The 19,918-nt window shown below is 35.5% G+C and carries 12 protein-coding genes and 1 pseudogene; 8 read left to right on the top strand and 5 right to left on the bottom strand.

Annotated elements, in window-relative coordinates; genetic code table 11:
- Positions 1–12: 12 nt before the first annotated feature.
- Both dinB and FGF67_RS00140 read right to left on the bottom strand, forming a co-directional pair.
- Positions 13–1,230, bottom strand: a complete 1,218-nt coding sequence (dinB, locus tag FGF67_RS00145) for a DNA polymerase IV (RefSeq protein WP_139694436.1) — start codon at positions 1,228–1,230, stop codon at positions 13–15.
- 15 nt (positions 1,231–1,245) lie between these two features.
- Positions 1,246–4,293 (bottom strand): DNA polymerase III subunit alpha, encoded by a 3,048-nt coding sequence (locus FGF67_RS00140; protein ID WP_139694435.1) that lies wholly within the window; start codon positions 4,291–4,293, stop codon positions 1,246–1,248.
- Positions 4,294–4,390: 97 nt separating this feature from the next.
- On the opposite strand from FGF67_RS00140, the gene FGF67_RS00135 reads away from it, so the two are divergent.
- From FGF67_RS00135 to FGF67_RS00100, 8 genes are all read left to right on the top strand, one after another.
- On the top strand, positions 4,391–5,173 hold the full coding sequence (locus FGF67_RS00135; RefSeq protein ID WP_139694720.1) for an XRE family transcriptional regulator: 783 nt from the start codon (positions 4,391–4,393) through the stop codon (positions 5,171–5,173).
- 10 nt (positions 5,174–5,183) lie between these two features.
- The gene (locus tag FGF67_RS00130) at positions 5,184–5,627 is read left to right on the top strand and encodes a LexA family protein (RefSeq protein ID WP_139694434.1); all 444 of its coding nucleotides are present in this window, start codon (positions 5,184–5,186) and stop codon (positions 5,625–5,627) included.
- Between the two features lie 143 nt (positions 5,628–5,770).
- Positions 5,771–6,184 (top strand): HYC_CC_PP family protein, encoded by a 414-nt coding sequence (locus FGF67_RS00125; RefSeq protein ID WP_139694433.1) that lies wholly within the window; start codon positions 5,771–5,773, stop codon positions 6,182–6,184.
- A gap of 108 nt (positions 6,185–6,292) precedes the next feature.
- A complete protein-coding gene (locus FGF67_RS00120) occupies positions 6,293–10,012 on the top strand; it encodes an efflux RND transporter permease subunit (protein ID WP_139694432.1) in 3,720 nt (1,239 codons plus the stop codon).
- 2 nt (positions 10,013–10,014) lie between these two features.
- Positions 10,015–11,253, top strand: coding sequence for a TolC family protein (locus tag FGF67_RS00115; RefSeq protein ID WP_139694431.1), 1,239 nt, complete (start codon positions 10,015–10,017; stop codon positions 11,251–11,253).
- 2 nt (positions 11,254–11,255) lie between these two features.
- On the top strand, positions 11,256–13,673 hold the full coding sequence (locus FGF67_RS00110; RefSeq protein ID WP_139694430.1) for a heavy metal translocating P-type ATPase: 2,418 nt from the start codon (positions 11,256–11,258) through the stop codon (positions 13,671–13,673).
- Positions 13,670–15,436 carry an efflux RND transporter periplasmic adaptor subunit gene (locus FGF67_RS00105; protein ID WP_139694429.1) on the top strand — a complete coding sequence of 589 codons (1,767 nt, stop codon included), beginning with the start codon at positions 13,670–13,672 and terminating at the stop codon, positions 15,434–15,436. The genes FGF67_RS00110 and FGF67_RS00105 overlap by 4 nt, the downstream gene beginning before the upstream one ends.
- A gap of 22 nt (positions 15,437–15,458) precedes the next feature.
- The gene (locus FGF67_RS00100) at positions 15,459–15,899 is read left to right on the top strand and encodes a heavy-metal-associated domain-containing protein (RefSeq protein WP_139694428.1); all 441 of its coding nucleotides are present in this window, start codon (positions 15,459–15,461) and stop codon (positions 15,897–15,899) included.
- Between the two features lie 27 nt (positions 15,900–15,926).
- Here FGF67_RS00100 and FGF67_RS00095 read toward each other — a convergent pair.
- The 3 genes and pseudogenes from FGF67_RS00095 to FGF67_RS00085 all read right to left on the bottom strand — a co-directional run.
- A pseudogene (locus FGF67_RS00095) lies at positions 15,927–16,034 on the bottom strand (thioredoxin-disulfide reductase); the annotation flags it as partial.
- Positions 16,035–16,293: 259 nt separating this feature from the next.
- On the bottom strand, positions 16,294–17,817 hold the full coding sequence (locus tag FGF67_RS00090) for an aminotransferase class V-fold PLP-dependent enzyme (protein WP_139694427.1): 1,524 nt from the start codon (positions 17,815–17,817) through the stop codon (positions 16,294–16,296).
- Positions 17,818–17,830: 13 nt separating this feature from the next.
- The gene (locus FGF67_RS00085) at positions 17,831–19,861 is read right to left on the bottom strand and encodes a protein-disulfide reductase DsbD family protein (RefSeq protein ID WP_139694426.1); all 2,031 of its coding nucleotides are present in this window, start codon (positions 19,859–19,861) and stop codon (positions 17,831–17,833) included.
- Positions 19,862–19,918 lie beyond the last annotated feature (57 nt).

Below are 19,918 nucleotides of genomic sequence, written 5' to 3'. Positions count from 1 at the left end.
AAAGTAATTGTTTTACCTCCGTCTATTAGCTAATAGAGGTGGAGGTTCTCCTGTAAAGGGGTTCCATCTGCTAATACTTTTCGCTTCCATACCAGCGGCATTAATAACCGCTCTGTCTCCATACCGTTCTCGCATTTTATCAATAGCTTGACTAAGGTGTAAGTGTTTTTCATTGTCTTCAAATAAATTAATTTGATGACCACCTTCTACCAAATGACTAAACTTTACGCCAATTAACCGTACAAGTAAGCGTCTGTGGTATAATTTCTTGAACAGATCTAAAACCACAGGAATAATAGAGTGGTCCATAGCGCTATACGGAATACGTTGTTGCTGTGTATAGGTTTGAAAATCAGAATATCTTATTTTAAAGGTAATGCAGGCTGTTAACTTATTGCCGCGACGTAATTGATAAGCCAGATTTTCGGTCATAGCAATAATAATACCTCTTAGTTTATAAACATCTGTAGTGTCTTTGTTAAAAGTGCGTTCTGTTGAAATAGATTTACGCTCATGATATTGTATTACAGGGCTGTTATCTATACCATTGGCTTTTTTCCAAATACTTAAGCCATTTTTTCCTAATACTCTGTGCATAAGTTCCATGGGCATATCTTGTACAGTTTTAATGCGTTTTACGCCCAAATCGCATAAAGCTTTATATGTTACATTGCCAACCATAGGGATTTTTTTTACAGATAAGGGGGCTAAAAACGGCTTTTCATGGCCTTTGTAAATTTGTATTTGGTTGTTGGGTTTAGCTTCTCCAGTAGCAATTTTAGAAACGGTTTTGTTAATTGATAAGCCAAATGAAATGGGTAAGCCAGTTTCATTTATAATACGTTGTCTTAATTCAGAAGCTAGTTTATGGCACCCAAAAAATTTATCCATTCCGGTAAGATCTATATAAAATTCATCAATGGATGTTTTTTCATATAAAGGAACTGTTTCTTTTATAACATCAGTTACATTTTTTGAAAATTTGGTATAAATACCAGAGTTTCCACGAAGCACAATGGCTTCAGGACACAGCATTTTAGCCATACGCATGGGCATAGCAGAATGAATGCCAAACTGTCTGGCTTCATAACTGCAAGATGCTACTACACCTCTATCGGAAGTGCCACCAATAAGTACAGGTTTGCCGTTAAGACGACTATCTAATAAGCGTTCACAAGACACAAAAAAAGTGTCTAAATCCATGTGTACTATAGCGCGGTTATTATGCATAGGTAATTACAAGGTTTAAGTATGTTGTGTGTTTTTAGAAACCATTGGTGAGAGACGATTGGTTTTATGGTCCTTAAAGCTCTTTTTGTTTTGAAATGTTGTATTTGATGAATTTACTGCATATCTAGGGTCTTCAATAATAGCGGCGTGCTCCATGCGTGACACCTCAATGTTTACACAATCAAACTCTACTAAAACTCTACCTGTAACTGTATAAATGCCTCTACCTCTAAAAGGATATTTTTTTGCTACAGGCGGAAAGTGAACAGTATCAATAAAATCACCATCATAGTCTAGAAATGTGCCAAATTGCATGGTTTTATTATGAGATGTTTTGGTGTTTTTTGTAGCTACCAAATAGCATTCAATAGTTATGGTTTTATTTTGAAATTTAATAAGATTTTTGGCTCGTAAAGTATTTGATGATGGCGTTTCTAACAGGAGAAACGGATTGCACAACGGGAAGCCTAATAGTTCTATTTCATCAAAAGCATTTTCTAAAGCAGAACTGGTAAGTTGGGGTGTTTTATAGCTTATTTTTTCAGTTTTAAATAAGGTAGCAACAGGATGCTTTATGGTGGTTTTACTTATTTTAAGATGTGCTTCCCAAAGTAGCTCACGTTTGTTAACATGTGTAAAACGAAAAGCATTGATTTTTATAAGAATGCTTATTTGCTCTATAGAAATAGGAACGCGATTAATAAAATCGTCTAAACTTGTATAAAGGCCATTTTGTTGCCGCTCAAAAATGATTTTTTTTATGGTGTTAGACTCAAAAGCCTGTAAAAACATGAGGCCTAAGTAAATGGTTTGCTGTTTAATAATGGTTTCAGAAAAGCTGTGGTTTACACAGGGCGGTTCAATATTGCCACCGTGCATTCTAGCTTCATGAACATAGAGTTCAGTTCTGTAAAATCCACCAAAATTATTGATAGTAGCTACCATATATTCTAATGGATAATAAGCTTTTAAAAACAAGCTTTGGTAGCTTTCAACCGCATAGGATGCCGAGTGCCCCTTTGCAAAGGCATAACCCGCAAAACTTTCTATTTGATTCCAAACATCGTGTATTAATGTTTCAGGTTCTCCTTTTTTTCTGCAGTTGGTAAAAAACAGCTGTTTTACAGCTATAAACTCATCACGTGAACGAAATTTACCAGACATGCCTCGTCGCAGTTTGTCGGCTTCTCCTAAGGTTAATCCTCCAAATAGGTGAGCCACTTTAATCACATCTTCTTGATATACCATAACGCCAAAAGTTTCAGGCATAATTTTTAACAATACGGGATGTGCTTTTTCTATGCGTTTAGGGTAGCGGTAGCGCAAAATATATTCACGCATCATTCCAGACTTAGCAACACCAGGCCTAATAATAGAACTGGCAGCTACTAAGCCTAAATAGGTGTCAACTTGTAGCTTTTTTAATAGCATGCGCATGGCAGGAGATTCTACATAAAAGCAACCAATGGCTTTTGCGTTTCTTAGTAAATGTTTAATGTTTTCATCTGTCTTAAATCTTTTTATATCGTGAATATCAATAGGCGGTTTGTTAGGGTGGTTGTATTTTACAATCTCAACAGTATCTTTAATTTTTCCTAATCCACGCTGACTTAAAATATCAAATTTATATAGCCCAATATCTTCAGCAACAACCATGTCAAACTGTGTGGTAGCGTAGCCTTTTGGAGGTAAAAACGTAGCGGTGTAATAATGAATAGGTTTTTCTGAAATGATGATGCCGCTAGCATGAATGCTTAAATAATTTGGAAATCCTTGTATGTGTTCACTATAGGTGAGAACAAGGCGCGATAACTTGTCTAAGTCATTCTTATTGTAGCGTCCTCTAGTAAGTAAATCCATTTCAGCTTTTGGTAAGCCAAATACTTTGCCTAATTCACGTACAGAAGCTTTAAATTTAAAGGTATTGTAAACAGCTAAAAGGGCAACGTTTTTAAATGTTTTAAAGATAAAATTGGTAATGTCATCACGGTCTGTCCACGAAAAATCAATATCAAAATCAGGTGGGTTTTGCCGAAATAAGTTAATGAAACGTTCAAAATACAAATCAAGCTCTATAGGGTCTACATCAGTAATGCGCAACAAGTAAGCAACAATACTGTTTGCACCACTACCGCGCCCAACATAAAAATAGCCTTTGCTGCGCGCGTATTTTAAAATGCACCAGTTGATTAAAAAATAGGAAACAAAACCCTTTTTTTTGATGATGTTTAATTCTTTCTTTATGCGGTTATAGATGGTTGTGTCAGGGTTTTCATAGCGGTATGCCAAACCCTTGTAAGTCAATGTTTCTAGTAATTTGTAATCGGTTGTTTCGTTTTCGGTATATGATTTTTGATTGTTTGGTGTTTGTTGTGAAAAATCAAAATCAATATTACATTGGTTTAGTAGGAGTTGCGTGTTGTTAATGAGTCTTGGAAATTCTTGATAAATGTTACAAAGTTCATCATAGGGTAGCATCATGTCATTTATACTGCCTTCTTCTGTTTTAGAAAGCTTGCTTAACAAGGTGTTATTGTCAATAGCACGTAGTAAACGGTGGGTGTTAAACCCTTTTTTGTTTTGAAATGACACGGTTTGTAAGACTACAAGTTTATGTTGTAGCCTGTACCACGTTGAAAACTTAAGCATATTAATATCGGTTGGTTTAACCCCTAAAAATTCGTTTGCTTTTAAATTGAAATTTTTTCCTTTTTGAAAGGGATAAATAACAAAAGTATCTTCAAGGAGTGGTGCTTGGTTTGGTATGTTTGAGCTAGCATGGTGAAGATGGTTTGATAAATATACATTGATATTATGAAAGCCATTGTTGTTCTTGGCTAGCATGATAAATTGTTGCTGAGCACCGTTTCTAAAATCAACCCCTAAAACAGGTTTAATATTATAGTTTTTTGATAAACGCACAACATCTAAACAGGCAGATGTGGTATTTATGTCGGTCATTGCTAATGTGTTAAGTCCGTGTCTTGAAGCAGCCATAAGCAAGTCTTCTGGCTTAATAGTACCATAGCGTAAGCTGTAATATGTGTGACAATTGATATACATAAATTAGGATTAACAAAATTAGCTACTAATTGTAGTTTTTGTTGCTTATATTTGTAGCAAATACTGTTAAAAACGAACAGGTTTTATTTTATATATGATGAAGTATATTCAAACCAATATTAAGCATTTGCGTGTGTTAAAAAAGTTTTCTCAAGAGCGTTTTGCAGAGGAATTAAAGTGGACGCGCTCTATGGTTGGTTCGTATGAAGAAGGGCGTTCAGAGCCTCCTATTGATCGATTAATTGAATTGTCAAATTACTTTGATATTCCTATAGATATTTTGGTGAAAAATGATTTGCGTGCTGCCACAGATACTTCATTTATTGAAGTAGGTAATAAACGGGTGCTATTTCCTATAACTGTAAATGAAACCGATGAAGATTTGATTGAGATTATTCCTGCTAAAGCCTCGGCAGGCTATCTTCACGGGTATGCAGATCCTGAATATATTGAACAATTACAAAAAATAAAGTTACCCTTTTTACCAACCGGAACCCACAGAGCGTTTCCAATAAGCGGTGATTCTATGCTACCTGTAAAAGATGGTTCTTTTATTGTAGCTCGATTTATTGATGCGATTACAGATATTAAAAACGGGCGCACCTATATTGTACTTACTAAAGAAGATGGTTTAGTATATAAGCGGGTTTATGATAAAATTAAAGAAAAAGGAAGTTTAGAGTTGCATTCTGATAATAAATCCTATAAACCTTATAATGTAAAGGTTGAAGATGTTATTGAATTATGGGAGTTTACCTGTTGTATTAATACCCAAGAGTATAGTAAAGATGAATTAAAATTAAGCAGCATAATGCGTATGCTTCAAGACTTAAATGTTGAATTAAAATTAATCAAAGATTTAGAAAACGGATTGTATTAAAATAGAGAAAATGAAACTTAAAAAGATAAATGGCTTAACCTTATTTAATCCTGAAGAAACCCAAGATTCAGGCGCATTGTTTTTTGATGCGGGTATTTCGGCAGGATATCCATCACCTACTGAAGATTTTTCAAATCAGCACTACTTGTCCTTAGACAAGGAATTGGTTAAAAATAAGCAGAGTACATTTTATGCAAAAGTAAGTGGCCAATCTATGATAGGAGCAGGGCTAGATGATAATGATTTGTTGGTTATTGATAGAAGTTTAGAGCCCGCTAACAATAAAATAGCCGTTTGTTTTTTAGATGGTGAATTTACCGTAAAACGCTTACGTGTTGATGTTGATGGTATTTGGTTAAAACCAGAAAATCCTAATTATCCTATTATTAGAGTAACTGAAGATAATAATTTTGTTATTTGGGGCATTGTAACAAATGTGATTAAAAAGGTTTAAAAATAACGTGCTTACTGCTTTAAGATAATTTCAGTAATAGTTCTTAATTTAGATAAATTTTGGTTGTTAATAAGGTTTGTTATCTTTCCTTAAGAGATGTAACTGCTTAGTATTGATGATTTTTTTATACTTTTGTATTTACAATGAAACAGATTTTTCATAAAATAATGGCTTTATCTATGGCTTTTGTAGTATTGTTTTCTACACTGTCATTTACTATTGATATGCATTTTTGTGGAGACACATTGGTAGAAACAGCTATTCTTAAAAAGACAAAAGGTTGTGGGATGGACATGGAAACTCCTTCAACAAATAGCTGTTCTATTACAAAAAAAAGTTGTTGTAGTGATAAACAGATTGTTGTAGAAGGTCAAGATGAATTGCAACTATCTATTGATTATCTCACACTTGAACACCAACAATTCATTGTTTCATTTGTATATACTTACTTTAACCTTTTTGAAGGTTGTGATGAGGGTATAAATGCTTTCAGAACGTATAGACCTCCTCTTGTTGTCAGGCCCATCTACAAGCTTGATGAAACATATTTAATTTGATTTTTAAACAATAGGCTATGTTATCCTATGGCTTTATGCTGTATGGGTAATGCATTGTATCTGATGTTTTCTCGCATCAATGTCTAATTGTTTAATTATCAAAAAATCATGCTCAATAAAAGCATCAAATTTTTAATAGAAAATAAACTTGTAGCAGTTTTGTTACTTGTATTATTTGTTGGTTGGGGTATAGTAACCGCTCCTTTTAATTGGAATACAGGCTTTTTGCCAAGTAATCCGGTGGCTGTTGATGCCATTCCAGATATAGGTGAAAACCAACAAATTGTATTTACCACATGGGAGGGGCGTTCACCACAAGATATTGAAGACCAAATCACGTATCCGCTAACAACATCCTTGCTAGGAATTTCAGGTGTAAAAACCATTCGTAGTTCTTCTATGTTTGGCTTTTCAAGCATTTATATCATTTTTGAAGAAGATGTAGATTTTTATTGGAGCAGAAGTCGGATCCTTGAGAAATTAAATGCTTTACCCAATGATTTGTTGCCAGATGAGGTTAACCCAACTTTGGGGCCAGATGCCACAGGTTTAGGACAGATTTTTTGGTATACCATAGAAGGGCGTGATGAAGAAGGACATGTTACTGGAGGATGGGATTTACATGAGTTGAGAAGTATACAGGATTATTACGTTAAATATGCCTTATCTTCTGCTAGTGGCGTTTCAGAGGTGGCTTCCATTGGAGGGCATGTTCAGGAATATCAAATTGATGTTAACCCTGAATTAATGCGGCAATATAACATTGGGCTTAACCAAATTGTTAAAGCTGTTAAGGCAAGTAATAAAGATATAGGTGCACAAACTATAGAAATAAACAGAGCCGAATACTTAGTAAGAGGGTTGGGTTACATTCAATCTGTTTCTGATATAGAAAATACGGTTGTATCGTCTGAAGATTTTACAGCTATCAGAATAAAAGATATTGCAAAGGTTTCACTTGCCCCTAAAGAGCGACGAGGTATTCTAGATAAAGAAGGCGCAGAAGTAGTTGGGGGCGTTGTGGTGTCTCGTTATGGAGCAAACCCTTTAGAGGTAATAAACAATGTTAAATCTAAAATCAGTGAATTAAGTTCAGGATTACCATCAAAGGTATTAGTAGATGGCAGAACCTCGCAACTCACTATTGTACCGTTTTATGACAGAACAGAACTCATTAAGGAAACATTGGGGACACTTAATGAAGCATTAACTTTAGAAATACTTATAACCATTTTGGTTATTATCGTAATGGTCTTTAATTTACGGGCTTCTGTGCTTATTTCAGGGTTGCTTCCTGTGGCGGTATTAATGGTTTTTATGGCCATGAAATGGTTTGGTGTTGATGCCAATATTGTAGCACTTTCAGGTATTGCTATTGCTATTGGAACTATGGTAGATGTTGGTGTAATCCTGTCTGAAAATATTATACGGCATCTTGATGAGGCAGAACAACAATCGGTAACTAGCAACCACCAGCAACCAACAACCAATCAAACAGTTTATAAGGCAACGTCTGAAGTTTCGGGAGCTATTCTTACGGCTGTTTTAACCACCATCATAAGTTTCATTCCCGTATTTACTATGATAGGAGCAGAAGGTAAATTATTTAGGCCTTTAGCTTATACAAAAACCTTCGCATTAACTGCGTCTATTATTGTTGCGCTTTTTTTAATACCTCCTTTTGCAGCGTATATTTTTAAGAAGAAAAATTTAAAAAAACATTTTAGCTACGTTCTCAATGGGCTTTTGATACTTTTGGGTATTGTTGCTATCATTTATGGGTATTGGCTTGGGCTTGTCCTTATTGCTTTTGGAATAACCGCCGTTTTAAAACTTCAGCATAGACTTAATGATAAGCAAGCTAACCTTACAAATGTTACTATTTCTGCTGTGTCTATTGTATTTCTACTGGCAACATATTGGAGGCCTCTGGGAGTTGATAAAAGCATTTTTTGGAACCTTGTTTTTGTTGGTTTCATTTGTTTTGGTCTATTAGCACTTTTCACCATATTTAGAACCTATTACACCCAAATTTTAAATTGGGCATTAGCAAACAAAATACTATTTCTATCCATTCCAGCGGGGCTTATTATTTGTGGGTTTTTAATTATGAAGCGTACAGGCAAAGAGTTTATGCCTTCCCTAAATGAAGGCTCTTTTCTACTCATGCCAACCTCTTTACCACATGCAGGGGTTGAAGAAAACAAACGTGTTTTACGGCAGTTAGATATGGCCGTAGCTAGTATTCCTGAAATTGAAACTGTTGTTGGAAAAGCAGGTCGTGTAACATCTTCATTAGATCCTGCACCACTTTCTATGTATGAAAACATGATTCAGTATAAACCAGAATATATGCTGAATGCTCATGGAGAACGCCAACGCTATAAAGTAAATGATAAAGGTGAATATGTGCTAAAAAACGGCATGGTATTGCGAGCAGAACAACGCGAAGCGTGGCAATCTCTTAATTTAAAGGAACAACTTATTCCAGATAATAAAGGCGAGTTTTATCGCAATTGGAGGCCAGAAATTAAATCACCTGATGATATTTGGCAGGATATTGTGAGGGTTACAAAACTACCGGGTGTTACTTCTGCCCCAAAACTACAACCTATAGAAACCCGATTAGTTATGTTACAAACTGGGATGCGGGCTCCCATGGGTATTAAGGTAAAAGGACAAGATTTAAAGCAGATTGAGGCTTTCGGATTTGAATTAGAAAATATTTTAAAAAAAGTTGAAGGTGTTAAAACCGAAGCTGTTTTTGCAGACCGCATTGTTGGGAAACCCTATCTTTTAATTGACATTGACAGAGATAAAATAGCGCGCTATGGTATATCAATTCAAGATGTGCAAGATGTATTAAATGTGGCTGTTGGAGGCATGGTATTAACCCAAACGGTTGAAGGTAGGGAGCGTTATGGGGTTCGTGTTCGTTACCCTAGAGAGTTACGGGCAAATCCTACCGATTTAAAACATATTTACGTTCCAGTGGAACAAGGCAATCCTATTCCTTTAGGAGAATTGGTTGAGATAAGATATGAACAAGGTGCTCAAGTGATAAAAAGTGAAGACACATTCCTTATTGGTTATGTGCTTTTTGATAAGCAAGATGGTTTTGCCGAAATTACAGTTGTTGAACAGGCACAGAACGTTATTCAGTCCAAGATAGATTCAGGTGAATTAGTGGTGCCAAAAGGTGTTAGTTATCAATTTACAGGAACTTACGAAAACCAGATCAGAGCTGAAAAAACACTTTCGGTCGTGGTGCCTTTGGCATTACTCATTATATTCTTAATTCTGTATTTTCAGTTCCGTTCCATTGGAACCTCATTAATGGTATTTACAGGTATAGCTGTAGCGTTTGCTGGCGGATTTATAATGATTTGGTTATATGGTCAAACATGGTTTTTAAATATTAATGTCTTTGGTGAAAACCTTCGTGAGGTATTCCAAATGCATCCTGTCAATTTAAGCGTAGCCGTTTGGGTAGGCTTTATTGCACTTTTTGGCATTGCAACAGATGATGGTGTAGTCATGGCAACATATCTCACCCAAACTTTTAGCAGGAATGTACCTAAAACAAAACAAGAAATAAGAGCATCGGTAATTGAGGCAGGTACAAAACGTATTCGTCCTTGTTTAATGACCACAGCAACAACCCTATTGGCTTTACTGCCTGTACTAACCTCAACAGGTAGAGGAAGTGATATCATGATTCCTATGGCTATACCTAGTTTTGGAGGTATGCTCATTGCGTTGATAACCTTATTTGTAGTTCCTGTTTTATACAGTTGGAAGCAAGAGTTACAACTTAAAAAGAAGTAAATATGAAAACGTTAAAAACACTTATAAAAACGATCTTTATTCTTAGTGCTTTATGTTTGACACTAACAGGTCACACACAAGAATTAGAAGCATTAATACAGGATGCTTTAAAAAACAGCCCAGAGATTCAGGCGTTTGAGTTGAAACATCAGGCAGTTAAGGAAAGTATCAATGAAGCCAATACAATACCAAATACTCAAGTGGCTGTTGGTTATTTTGTTAGTGAACCCGAAACAAGAACAGGAGCGCAACGTTTTAAAATTTCGGCTATGCAAATGTTACCATCATTTGGTGAAATCACAGCACGAGAAAACTACATTAATACATTATCAGATGCCGTATATGAAGATGTGGTTATTGCGAAAAGAAAATTGGTTGTTGCTGTTTCACAATCCTATTACAATTTATACGCTCTAAAGAAAAAACAAACTGTTTTAGATGACAATATAACCTTACTTAAAACCTATGAAACCTTGGCATTAACCGCTGTTGAAGTAGGTAAAGCTTCGGCAGTAGCTGTTTTGCGATTGCAAATGCGCCAAAATGAATTGCAGCAGGTAAAACAAATTATGGAACAAGATTATTTGGCAGAACGCACCAAATTCAATAAGCTGCTACATAGAGATAAAAACAAACAGGTTATTGTTGTTGATAGCCTAAGTGTACCTTTAACCGACGCTTTATTTGATTCTGAAAATTTAAGGGTGCACCCCGAATTGTTAAAGTATGACAGGCTTTACAATTCAATAGAACAGTCTGAGTTATTGAATAAAAAAGAGCGCAACCCCATGTTAGGATTTGGCTTGGATTACATAGCAGTTGATGAAAGGCCTAATATGGATTTTAGTGATAATGGAAAAGATATTTTGATGCCTATGGTTTCGGTATCCATCCCTATTTTTAGTAGTAAATACGCCTCAAAAACCAAACAGAACGCATTAAAACAACAAGAAGTTTTATTACAAAAAGAGAATCGATTAAATGTGTTAGAAACATTACTTGATGAAGCTATTAAGCAAACAAACGCGGCAAGGATTAGCTACAATACACAAGTAAATAATTTAAAACAAGCTAAAGATGCCGAGACTATTTTAATAAAAAGCTATGAAACTGGAACAATTGATTTTACAGATGTTTTAGATATTCAAGAATTACAATTAAAATTTCAAATAAGTCAAATAGACGCTATTAAAAGCTACTATTTGCAAAGAACAGTTATTAATTATTTAACCAAACAGTAATAATGCAACACACCTATCATATACACGGCATGAGCTGCAATGGTTGTCGTAATCATGTAGAAGAAACACTTTTAAAAGTTACGGGTGTTTCTAAGGCTATGGTAAATCTTGAAAAAGCCGAAGCAACTATTGAAATGAAACAACATATACCTTTAGCAAAGTTTCAAAAGTCTTTAAAAGACGATGGTGGTAGATATAGTATACACAATCAAGGAGAACAGCAGCATCATTTAGAACCTAAAAAGGAAAAACAACCTCAAGGAAAAAGCACAGGTACGTTTTATTGCCCTATGCAATGCGAAGGAGATAAAACCTATGACAAACAAGGAGATTGCCCCGTTTGTGGTATGGATTTAGTGCCACTTCAAGTAGACCTTTCTGCCGAAGATTCGTCTGCTAACGGGCAAGAAAGCACCTATAAACTGTTATTAAAAAAGTTTTGGGTAGCCAGTGTCTTTACATTGCCTGTTTTCTTAATTGCCATGAGTGACATGCTTGCTAATAACTCATTATATAGCATTATGAAACAACAATATTGGAATTGGGTACAGTTTGTTTTATCAATTCCAGTTGTTTTTTATGCGGCTTGGATGTTCTTTGAGCGTGCCTACCGAAGTATCAAAACTTGGCACCTTAACATGTTTACGCTTATAGGTATTGGCGCAGGTGTGGCCTGGTGTTTTAGTGTGTTCGGACTTGTCTTTCCAGATTTTTTTCCACAACAATTTAAAACCGAATCTGGTGCGGTACATGTCTATTTTGAGGCGACAACAGTTATTTTAACATTAGTGCTTTTGGGTCAATTACTAGAAGCCCGTGCACATAATAAAACAAATTCTGCAGTTAAGGAATTGTTGAAGCTAGCACCTAACAAAGCAGTTAAAATGGTTGATGGTGAAGAAGTAGAAGTTGGTATTGATAGTATAGCATTACATGATATTCTTAAAGTTAAGCCAGGCGATAAAATCCCTGTAGATGGAACAATAACTGAAGGCGAATCTAGTATTGATGAATCTATGATTACTGGCGAGCCTATTCCAGTCATTAAAAAAATGGGAGACAAAGTAAGTAGCGGAACCATTAATGGCAACCAGTCGTTTTTAATAAAAGCAGAAAAAGTGGGGAGTGATACACTGCTTTCGCAAATCATTCACATGGTAAATGAAGCCAGTAGAAGTAGAGCACCTATTCAGAATTTAGCTGATAAAGTATCAGGGTATTTTGTACCCACTGTAGTTGCTATTTCAGTGCTTACCTTTATTTTTTGGGCTATTTGGGGCCCCGAACCCGCATATGTGTATGCTTTGGTTAATGCTATTGCGGTTTTAATTATTGCTTGTCCCTGTGCTTTAGGCTTGGCAACACCAATGTCTGTCATGGTAGGTGTTGGTAAGGGGGCTCAAAATGGGGTGTTAATAAAAAATGCTGAAGCCCTTGAAAAAATGAATACAGTTAATACACTTATTGTTGATAAAACAGGAACCATGACTGAAGGCAAACCAACAGTTGAAAAAGTAGGTGTTTTAGATAGCGGTTTTACAGAAAGGGACATTCTACAATACATTGTTTCGCTCAATGCTCATAGTGAACATCCGCTAGCAGAAGCTACCGTTAAATACGGTAAAGTACATAATGTTAAAATACTTAAATCTTTTCACTTCAAAGCTATTACAGGTAAAGGAGTTGAAGCTTCAATCAGTAATAACCATGTAGCTTTAGGCAATTCTAAAATGATGAGTTATGCACAAGTAGAAATGACCATTAATGTAATAGAAGCAGCTAAAACATTTCAGAAGCAAGGAAAAACGGTGTCTTTTTTGGCTCTTGATAAAAAAGTTGTGGGCTATGTGGTGATTGGTGATAAGCTAAAAGATACTAGTGCTAAAGCTGTTAAAGCATTGCAAAGTAAAGGGATTGATGTGATTATGTTAACAGGCGATAATCATAACACCGCACAAGCAGTAGCCTCAGAATTAAATCTTACCCATTTTAAAGCAGGTATGCTACCTGAAGATAAGCTTAAAGCGGTAGAAAAACTTCAAGCCAAAGGCAAAGTGGTGGCCATGGCTGGCGATGGTATTAATGATGCACCAGCCTTAGCCAAAAGTGATGTGGGTATCGCCATGGGTACAGGAACCGATGTAGCTATTGAAAGTGCCATGATAACTCTAATAAAGGGCGATTTACAAGGCCTAGTAAAAGCAAAATATTTGAGTGAAGCTGTCATGAAAAATATTAAGCAAAATCTATTTTTTGCACTTATTTACAACGCCATAGGCGTGCCAATAGCAGCAGGTGTGTTATTTCCGTTTTTTGGCATTTTACTATCTCCTATGATAGCTGCTTTGGCCATGAGTTTTAGTTCGGTTTCGGTGATAACCAACGCGTTAAGATTAAGAACAATAAAAATAAGCACATGAAAAAATATTTAGTTTATATAGGCGTATTGGCCTTAGGGCTCGCACTGGGTTGGGTATTTTTTGGTCATTCTTCTCTTGAAAACAAAACTCAGAATCATGATGAAGTTGTTAAAACAGATCAAATGTGGACCTGTTCTATGCATCCACAAATTATGCAGCCAGAAGCTGGCGATTGTCCTATTTGTGGTATGGATTTAATACCAGTTGAAGTAGGGGCAGATGGGTTAGGAGCTGATGCCTTTAAAATGACAAAGAATGCTATGGCTCTGGCAAATATCCAAACTTCCATCGTTGGAAATGCTATGGTTGAAGGGAATACCATTAAACTTTCAGGAAAAATCGCTGAGAATGAAGATGCCAATGTGGTACAAGCAAGTTATTTCTCTGGCAGAATTGAACGGTTAAATATAAGCTCCGTTGGGGAAAAGGTTAATAAAGGGCAGTTGTTAGCAACCATTTATTCGCCAGAACTTTTTTCGGCACAGCAGGAATTAATAACCGCTGCCTCTATTAAAGCATCGCAGCCAGAGTTGTATATAGCGGTTCGCAATAAATTAAAGCTTTGGAATATTTCGGACGACCAAATTAATCAAATTGAATCTTCTGGAAAAGTACAACATAACGTTCCCGTATATGCTACGGTTTCAGGAACAGTCTCTGAAAAATTGGTAGATCAAGGTGATTATGTCAAGCAAGGAGAAGCGCTGCTAAAGATTACAGACTTAAATACGGTTTGGGCTTTGTTTGACCTGTATGAACATCAAATCGATTTAATAAAAGAAGGGCAGAATATTAGCATTACAACAAATACCTACCCAAACAAACCGTTTCACGAAAAAATCGATTTTATTGAACCCACGTTGAACCCTTCAACCAGAACGGTTAAGATTCGTGTGGTTTTAAATAACACCACTAGAGTATTTAAACCTGGTATGTTTATAGAGGGGCTTGTTGAGGTTAAAAGGCAAAGTAAAGAGCCATTATTAACAATCCCAGTTTCTTCTGTTTTATGGACAGGAGAACGCTCTGTAGTGTATGTAAAGCTTACTCCTGAAACACCCGTTTTTGAAATGCGTGAGGTAACACTTGGAAAACAAGTTGGAGCGCAATATGAAGTTATTGAAGGTTTAAATCATGGAGATGAAATAGTTGTTAACGGAACGTTTACGGTTGATGCTGCGGCACAATTGCAAGGTAAAAAATCGATGATGAATAAGGAAGGCGGAAAAACGAGGTCAGGACACGAAGCGCATTTAGGTATAGATCACAAGACTTTAAATAATACAGACTATACTAAACAGAATACCCGATTGGAAACACCTAGCCTATTTCAACAACAATTAAAAAAAGTATATGATAATTATATTGCCATTAAAGATGCTTTGGTACAGGATAATGTTAATAAAGCCTCTGAAAGTGCCAAAGATCTTTTAGTCAATTTAAGTCAGGTGGATATGAAGTTGTTGAAAAATGATGCTCACACACATTGGATGTCTCTTGAAAAAGAAATCAAATCTTCTACAGATTTAATTTCAAACACATCCAATATAGAAATACAAAGAACTCATTTTAAACCGTTATCGGCACACTTAATTAGTGCTATTCAGTTATTTGGTATTAATGAAAAAGTGTATGTAGAGTTTTGTCCTATGGCAGATAACAATAAAGGTGCCTATTGGTTGAGTAAAGAAGCAAAAGTTATCAATCCTTATTTTGGAGATGATATGTTAACCTGCGGAGAACTAAAACAAGTAATAGAATAAATAATAATTAAAAATTGAGAACATGAAAAAAGCAATGTTAAGTGTAGCTGTAATAGTAGCAATAGGGTTTACAAGTTGTAAAAATAACACAAAAAAAGACGTAGAGACCTCAAATACAGCTGTATCAACAGAAGTAGCAATGATAAGCTTGTCCTTTGGGGTAAGAGGAAACTGTGGTATGTGTAAAAAAACCATTGAGAAAGCCGCTCATGGTGTAGATGGTGTAGAGCGTGCAAATTGGGATAAAAACAAGAAAATCATTGAGGTGTCTTTTGATGATACTGAAACAAATGAAATGGCTATTCACAACGCCATAGCAGCATCAGGGTATGATACCGAAAAAGTAGCAGGAAGCGAAGACGCTTATAAAAATTTACCCGACTGTTGTCAATATGACCATGATATGCTAATGAATCAATCGGGTGATATAAAAGCTGATGATTATACTAGTCAGGGTCATTAGCTAGTGAATCACTAAGTGTGTGGTAAAATACAATACTGGATTCATATTAGCACGAGCGGCGTAGATAGCGGCCGTATATCTAGCCGGGCCAGAACCTATGATTAAACATGTAACTTTTTCAATTTCTTCTGGCATACTTAAATTAATTTAAATTTATATCATTAGACTCGGAATACCCAATAGTACCATAAGAGGCAATAAATTAAGTTATTTCATCAACGATATCTTTGCTTCCTGACAATTACAGAAGGGTATATTCTTTTTGTATTTCCAAAATTTTCCCTTTATACCTGTGAATTATAGCCGTTATGGATTCTTCAGCCAAAAGTTGATTTGTTAAAGTTTTGTATAATACAATTTTTCTTGTAATCATTAAATGATTTCCCTTCTGTAATTATAGCTTGAACCAATCTTTTATAATTTCCTTTTCAGGGGATATGTTCTCGGTATGGACATAATCATTTTTTAATGGATCATATTTATAATCTAATCCCCATATTTCAATATTTTTCGTTACCTCATCTATGGCATCACAAATAAAAATGACTTCTTCATTTGTCATTGTGGGATGAATGGACATCCTAATCCATCCCGGTCTTTCCATTAGGCAACCTTCCAATATTTTTTCTTCAATAGCTTTTGATGTGTCAAGATCTACATTTAAAAGGTAATGACCGTATGTGCCTGCACAAGAACAGCCACCTCTAGATTGTATGCCAAATCGATCATTTAACAATTTTACGATAAGATTATAATGATAGCCTTCAATAAAGAAAGAGAAAACTCCGAGCCTATTTGTACATTCAGAAGCTAAAACCTTTAGTCGTTTGTTCTTTTCTAGTCTGTAAAAAATGTAATTGTTGAGTTCATGTTCTCTTTTTAAAATATTTTCAACACCCATTTCTTCCTTTAACCTAATTGCCAGCGAAATCTTTATAGCCTGAAGAAAACCTGGAGTGCCCCCATCTTCACGAGTTTCAATATCGTCTATATAATCATGATCTCCCCAAGGATTAGTGTATGACACCGTTCCGCCACCTGGATTATCTGGCACCAAATTTTTGTATAATTTCTTATTAAAAATCAATACCCCTGAAGACCCTGGACCTCCTAAAAACTTATGAGGAGAAAAGGTAATGGCATCTAAATATTCATCTTCATTCTCAGGATGCATATTGATATTAACATAAGGTGCGGAACACGCAAAATCCACAAAACAAAGTCCACCGTTTTGATGCATTATTCTAGCTATATCATGGTAATTGGTTCTAATACCCGTAACATTTGAACAACCAGTGATAGCTGCAATTTTTATTGGGAATGATTGATGTTCGTCAATCGATTCTTTCAAGCTAGTTAAACATGGTAAACCGCTTTGATTGGAAGGTATCACAACAACTTTAGCAATGGTTTCCAACCATGATGTTTGATTGGAGTGATGTTCCATATGAGAAACAAAAATAATAGGCCTTTTCTCCTCTGGAATTTGGGTATGATCTTTGAAATTTTCGTTCAGCTTGATACCCAAAATTCTTTGAAATTTGTTGATTGCACCTGTCATTCCTGTTCCAACGGTTAACAATGCATCATCGTCACTGGCATTTACATGTTTTTTAATAATGGTTCTTGCCACATGATAGGCATGAGTCATGGCCGAACCTGTAATAGATGTTTCTGTATGGGTGTTGGCAACAAATGGTCCAATTTCATTCAGAATTTTTTCTTCAATTGGTCTGTACAACCTACCGCTTGCCGTCCAGTCAGCATATAATATTTTTTTTCTGCCATAGGGTGAATCGAATTCATCATCTATGCCAACAATATGATCACGAAATTGAGCGAAATAATTCTCTAATTCAGAAGATTTTAATATTTTCTTCTGAAACACGTTTTTAATATTTTTCACAATAGATTTCATAACTGAATGGTTGCTATTCATTTAATGCTTTAAATACATCCAGACCACAGTCTAAGAATTGTGCATATTCAATTGGATCTGGAGCATAACCTATTGGAGCATTCAAAATTTTCGTGCCATCCTGATTTAAAAGGACATAATATGGTTGCGAATTTGTCTGGAAAAATTGAGTTTGAAAATTTGCCCATTTATGGCCATAGTTTTCCAATAACCTAGTACCTCCATTTACTCTGTTAACTTCTACTTGTTGTGCTTTTGGCAAGTCCTTTTTATCATCTACATACAGAGAAATAAGAACGTAATCGTTTCTTAAAAACTTATCAATATTGGCTATGGGCCAAACATGTTCTTCCATCTTTCGGCAGTTAACACAGGCATATCCTGTAAAGTCCAACATGATAGGCTTATTTACTTTTTTAGCATATTCAATACCCGTTTTTAAATCCTTGAAACATTCAAGGTTATTAGGGCAGTCATTGGGTAAAAAGAAGCTATATCCTACGGGTGGTGCAAGCCCACTTAAAAGCGTTAATGGTCTATACGTATTTGTATCTTGATTTACTCTAAAACCAGAAGCTAAATAGATTGTAAATGCTAAAACTAATATCGCAAATGAAATTCTAAAGAATGATAGTTTTTTAATGGGTGAGTCATGTGGAAATTTTATTTTTCCAAATAAGTAAAGAGCTAATCCACCAAAAAGTACTATCCAGATTAGTAAAAAAGGTTCGATTTTAAGAATACCCCAATGGGCAACTAGGTCGGCATTGGACAAAAATTTAAAAGCTAATGCCAATTCCAAAAATCCAAGTACCACCTTAGTAGTGTTTAGCCATCCACCAGATTTTGGTAAAGCATTCATCATATTAGGAAACATTGCAAATAATGCAAAAGGTAATCCCAAAGACACCCCAAAACCTGCCATACCGGCGGTTAATTGCCAAGCACCTCCATCAGCCGTTAAAGAACCTGCCAATAATGAGCCCAAAATTGGTCCGGTGCATGAAAATGAAACGATGGCTAATGTCAGTGCCATAAAAAAGATACCAACAATACCACCCACATTTTCTCCTTTTGTAGTTTTGTTGGTCCAGCTTGCGGGTAATGTAAGCTCATAGAATCCGAAAAAGGAAAATGCAAAAAACAGAAAAATGGCAAAGAAAATTATATTAAGCCAAATATTGGTTGAAATTTCGTTGAGTATATCTGGATTAACTGAATCTAATAGGTGAAACGGAACACTCAACAAAATATAAACGGCAAATATGAAAAACCCATAGAGTAATGCCTTAGAAACTCCACCCTTATTCCTTTCACCTCCCTTTTTAGTAAAGAAGCTAACTGTTAAAGGAATCATTGGAAATACGCAAGGAGTCAACAACGCCAATAGACCCCCAAAAAATCCTAGTGCAAAAATGCTCCATAATGATTTGCCCGAATTCTCTATCGAGGTAGATTCACTTCGTAACTCATCAGCACAAACTATTTCAGATTTTGCTAAGTTTTCGGGTTGTAAACCATACAATTCTTGGTTTATTTCATTGTTGTTAATAGTGGGATCAATTGTCTCCACAACATCCATCTCATTGGTCGCATTACTTCTAAGATTGAATATCAATTGAATTTCATTTGGCGGTAAGCACCTTTTATCATCACAAACCATAAATTCTACAGAACCCAATACTCTTGATATGTCTCCAGATACTTTTATTCTTTGTATGAACTCTGCTGAATTTTCAAAGAACTTAATTTCCATACCGAATACAGGGTCATCTACAGTGTGCCCCTCAGGTTCAGATGTTTTTCCTATTAATTCTAACCCATCGACAACTTCAAATGCCAAAGTTGTAGGGATTGGCCCATTTTCTGGAACAATCTGAGAATATAGATGCCATCCTCCGTCAATTTTAGCCCTCGCAATAAGCTCGTATTCATTTTCAGAAATGCTTTCTACAGACGTTGTCCACTTTACGGGTTCGTATATTTGAGCATCAACTGTAAATACTGAGATCAGGGCTACAAGAAAAAGAAATCTTTTTATCATAATAGTTTTGTTATAGGTTGGTAAATAAAATTATCCAGTAATTCTAATGATTGTCTC

The organism is Allotamlana fucoidanivorans, from assembly GCF_006265225.1.
GTDB classification, from domain to species: Bacteria; Bacteroidota; Bacteroidia; order Flavobacteriales; family Flavobacteriaceae; genus Allotamlana; species Allotamlana fucoidanivorans.
This window is presented reverse-complemented; position numbering and strand designations above follow the sequence as displayed.

Bases quoted from the DNA above. Each gene is read 5' to 3' on its own strand.
- FGF67_RS00120 (WP_139694432.1), top strand. From the start codon at position 6,293: ATGCTCAATAAAAGCATCAAATTTTTAATAGAAAATAAACTTGTAGCA.
- FGF67_RS00115 (WP_139694431.1), top strand. From the start codon at position 10,015: ATGAAAACGTTAAAAACACTTATAAAAACGATCTTTATTCTTAGTGCT.
- FGF67_RS00100 (WP_139694428.1), top strand. From the start codon at position 15,459: ATGAAAAAAGCAATGTTAAGTGTAGCTGTAATAGTAGCAATAGGGTTT.
- FGF67_RS00125 (WP_139694433.1), top strand. From the start codon at position 5,771: ATGAAACAGATTTTTCATAAAATAATGGCTTTATCTATGGCTTTTGTA.
- FGF67_RS00105 (WP_139694429.1), top strand. From the start codon at position 13,670: ATGAAAAAATATTTAGTTTATATAGGCGTATTGGCCTTAGGGCTCGCA.
- dinB (WP_139694436.1), bottom strand. From the start codon at position 1,230: ATGCATAATAACCGCGCTATAGTACACATGGATTTAGACACTTTTTTT.
- FGF67_RS00130 (WP_139694434.1), top strand. From the start codon at position 5,184: ATGAAACTTAAAAAGATAAATGGCTTAACCTTATTTAATCCTGAAGAA.
- FGF67_RS00110 (WP_139694430.1), top strand. From the start codon at position 11,256: ATGCAACACACCTATCATATACACGGCATGAGCTGCAATGGTTGTCGT.
- FGF67_RS00085 (WP_139694426.1), bottom strand. From the start codon at position 19,861: ATGATAAAAAGATTTCTTTTTCTTGTAGCCCTGATCTCAGTATTTACA.
- FGF67_RS00140 (WP_139694435.1), bottom strand. From the start codon at position 4,293: ATGTATATCAATTGTCACACATATTACAGCTTACGCTATGGTACTATT.
- FGF67_RS00135 (WP_139694720.1), top strand. From the start codon at position 4,391: ATGAAGTATATTCAAACCAATATTAAGCATTTGCGTGTGTTAAAAAAG.
- FGF67_RS00090 (WP_139694427.1), bottom strand. From the start codon at position 17,817: ATGAAATCTATTGTGAAAAATATTAAAAACGTGTTTCAGAAGAAAATA.